2 protein-coding genes are annotated in these 3398 nt (G+C 67.3%); both read left to right on the top strand.

What is annotated here, in order from left to right; all coding sequences use genetic code 11:
• Positions 1-433: 433 nt before the first annotated feature.
• Positions 434-2347 carry a cytochrome b/b6 domain-containing protein gene (locus KDM41_17625; GenBank protein MCB1185243.1) on the top strand — a complete coding sequence of 638 codons (1914 nt, stop codon included), beginning with the start codon at positions 434-436 and terminating at the stop codon, positions 2345-2347.
• Between the two features lie 164 nt (positions 2348-2511).
• A partial coding sequence (locus KDM41_17620; GenBank protein ID MCB1185242.1) for a hypothetical protein occupies positions 2512-3398 on the top strand: 887 nt, incomplete at its 3' end.

The following is a 3398-nucleotide window of genomic DNA, read 5'->3' as shown; positions in this document are numbered from 1 at the left end:
GAGGGGCCCAGTTCGGGTGGCGGGTTTGGTCTGCACTCATGCAGAGTGGAAGGCAATGGTCGGACCAGGCACATTCTTGAAGGCACAACCTAAGACATTCAATTCCACCTGTTTATCAAATCACACCCATTCCGTGTGTTTTAAGTGCTTATTTTTTAAACATTTAACGCCCTAAAATTTTGATTTCCGGTTGTTGGTCGGTTAACGTTGACTCCGCAGAGGGGCCTGCGCGCCCCTCGTGGGGTCGGGCCGAACGGTGGTGCGGAGCTGCTTCGTTTCAGCAGTGAGGGGCTGGGATGGTGTGACATCAGCCCCGCAGCGCCGGGAGGCCCGTTTCCCTGTCCCGGCGGATTTCCCGCGAGGGGATCCGCCCCGGATCGGCCACCTCGGCACGGCGTCCCGCGGAGGATCCGTGCAGAAGGGAAATCGACCAATGCGGAACCAGCACGGTCTCGTCCTCTCGAGCCTCCTCGCTGCGATCGTCCTGTTCGTCGCCGTTCCGTGCGGCGCCATCACCGACGACACATGCACCGACTGCCACCAGGGCAGCGGCGGCGAACCGGCCGAGATCTCCCATGCGTCCCTCGTCGGCAGCGTCCACGAGGACCTCAGCTGCACCGACTGTCACGCCGACGTGACGGCGATTCCCCACCCGGCCCAGCTCGCCATGCCCGACTGCGGTGCCTGCCACGACGACGTGGCCGCCGACTACGTCCAGCACGGCATGGGTCTCGTCGGCAAGAATCCGGCGGTGCCGACCTGCGCCCAGTGCCACGGCAGCCACCAGATCCGTCCGGCCATCGATCCGGCCAGCCAGGTCAACGCGGCCAATCTGCCGGCGACGTGCGGCGCCTGCCACGAGAACCAGGAATTCATCGCCAAGCAGGGGATCCGCTTCAAGCATCCGGTCGAGGTGTACCAGAGCGGCGTGCATGCCCAGACCATCGCCGGCGGCGACGAGGTGGCCGCGTCGTGCAACGACTGCCACGTGAAGGCGTCGAACCACCACGCGATCCTGCCGCCGGGCGACATCGAGTCGACGATCAACTTCTTCAACATCTCGGCGACGTGCGGCACCTGCCACACCACGATCCAGCGCGAGTTCGACCAGGGCATCCACGGCCAGCTCGTGGCCCGCGGCGACGTCAGCGCGCCCACGTGCACCCACTGCCACGGGGAGCACGGCATCCTGCACACCGACGACCCGCGCTCCCGCGTGAGCCCCTACCGCGTGGCCGAGGCCACCTGCACGCCGTGCCACGACTCCGCCAACCTGAACGAGCGTTTCGACGTGCCGACGGGCAAGGACTGGTCGCGGGTCGACTCCTACCACGGCCTGAAGAGCCGCGGCGGCGACAAGACCGTGGCCAACTGCTCGTCCTGCCATGGGGCCCACCTGATCCTGCCCTCGAAGGATCCGGCCTCGTCGGTGAACCCGAACAACCTGGTCAACACCTGCGGCAGCTGCCACACGGGCATCTCCGCGGCGACGGCCATGGCCACGCCGATCCACGACATCGACAAGCTCGACACGTCGGGTTGGCCCTACTGGATCAAGATCGCCTACAAGCTGCTGATCCTGATGGTCATCGGCGGCATGGCCGGCTACTGCTTCCTGGACTACCTGCGCCAGGTGCGCAACGTGCTGCGCAAGGAGCAGGTGCGGCGCATGGAGACGGACGAGGTGCTGCAGCACGCGCTGCTGGCCATCACCTTCACGGTGCTGGTCATCACGGGCTTCAGTCTCCGCTTCTACGACGCGTGGTGGTCGAAGCTGATCTTCAGCTGGGAGGGCGGCGCCGCCGCGCGCGGGCTCATCCACCGCAGCATGGCCGTGCTGATGATCTTCGGCGCCCTGTGGCACCTGGGCTACCTGTTCACGGCCAAGGGCCGCGTCTTCCTGAAGGACATCGCGCCCGGGCTCCACGACGCCCAGCAGGCCCTCGGCATGTTCATGTACAACCTGGGCCGCACCAACGAGCACCCGCACATGCGCCGCTTCTCCTTCGTCGAGAAGGCCGAGTACTGGGCCCTGATCTGGGGCACGGTGGTCATGGTGATGACGGGTCTGGCGCTCTGGTTCGAGAGCTCGATCGTCGACCTGGTCGGCAAGCAGGCGATGGAGGTCTTCCTGGTCATCCACTACTACGAGGCGTGGCTGGCCATGCTGGCGATCCTCGTCTGGCACATGTACGGCGTGGTCTTCAACCCGCACGTGTACCCCATGAACCCGAGCTGGCTGACCGGCAAGATGCCGCGGGAGATGTTCGAAACCGAGCATCCGGCCGCCCAGTCGCCCGGCAACGTCCACAAGATCAAGCGCCTGGGCAAGGAGCGGGACGTCTAGACCCGCCCGCCGACCCCGGAACCGGACGCCCCGGCCGCTCCCTGCGGCCGGGGCGTTCCGCATCCGGGACTCAAATCGTCTCCGGATCTGCCGAAGAGGAGGGAGTGATGACGTGCCCCGCCGCCCTGGCGCGGGGCCTTGCGCACCCGAGACGGGGGATGGAAATGCCGTTCATCGAACAGATTCTCTATGGGCACGATCACCTGGCGGAGGCCGGCGGCCGGCAGGAACTCGCCCATTCGGCGGGCATGGGAACGGATGCCAGCGCCGAGATCCACGGCCTGTGCGAGGCCTGGGGGCAGGCGCCCGAACTGGGCCTGCAGTATCCGGTGCTGATGTCGCATCCGCTGCAGTCGACCATGCCGTCCATGCGCGGGCGCCTCTTCGCCGTGATCCGGGCTTCGGCCGGCGACAAACCGCTCTTCCACGCCGTCGTCCTGACCGACGCCCTGTATGCGTCGTTCGGCCGCAATCCCTACGCGGTGGCCGGTGTCGTCGAGTTCCGCGAGGACTGGAACGGCCAGCGCGGCATGGAGCGGCTGGAGATCGACCCGGAGGACCGGCCGCCTCTCGTCGAGCCCGAGCCGGGCCAGGAGGATGTCGGCCTCGTCGACGAGGCGGTGCTGGCCTTCCTCCAGGACGGCAAGCTGCAGCTGCCCCTGGAGCAGGGACTGCGTGACAGCGAGCGCGCCCTCGCCCTGATCATCGCCAGCCTGCCCGAGGCCAGCCGCAAGGAGCTGCGCTTCGCCTCCTTCACCACCGTCAAGGGCAACAACTACGGCATCGCCGCGGTGGAGACCGAGGGGGCGGCCTTCGCCGCCTGGCGGCGCCTGATGATGGCCCGTCTGGACACCGGGGCCACGCCGCAGCAGAAGGAATACAAGGAACTCATCGCCGGGCACCTGGCCCACGGCGACCTGAACGCCGTCCATCGCACGAGCACGCGGCACAACTTCGCGGCGCCCACGACGCTCCGTCAGGACGTGGCCCTGCGGCCGGGACCGTCCGAGGCGCCGGCGGCGGCCAAGACCGCCGCAGTGCCCGTTCCCCA

The sequence above is a fragment of the bacterium genome (assembly GCA_020440705.1).
Taxonomy (GTDB): Bacteria; Krumholzibacteriota; Krumholzibacteriia; order LZORAL124-64-63; family LZORAL124-64-63; genus JAGRNP01.
The sequence above is the reverse complement of the archived record's forward strand: the minus strand, read 5'-3'. Positions and strand labels throughout refer to the sequence as shown.

Excerpts from the sequence above, each read along its gene's own strand:
- KDM41_17625 (MCB1185243.1), top strand. The coding sequence starts at position 434 with ATGCGGAACCAGCACGGTCTCGTCCTCTCGAGCCTCCTCGCTGCGATC.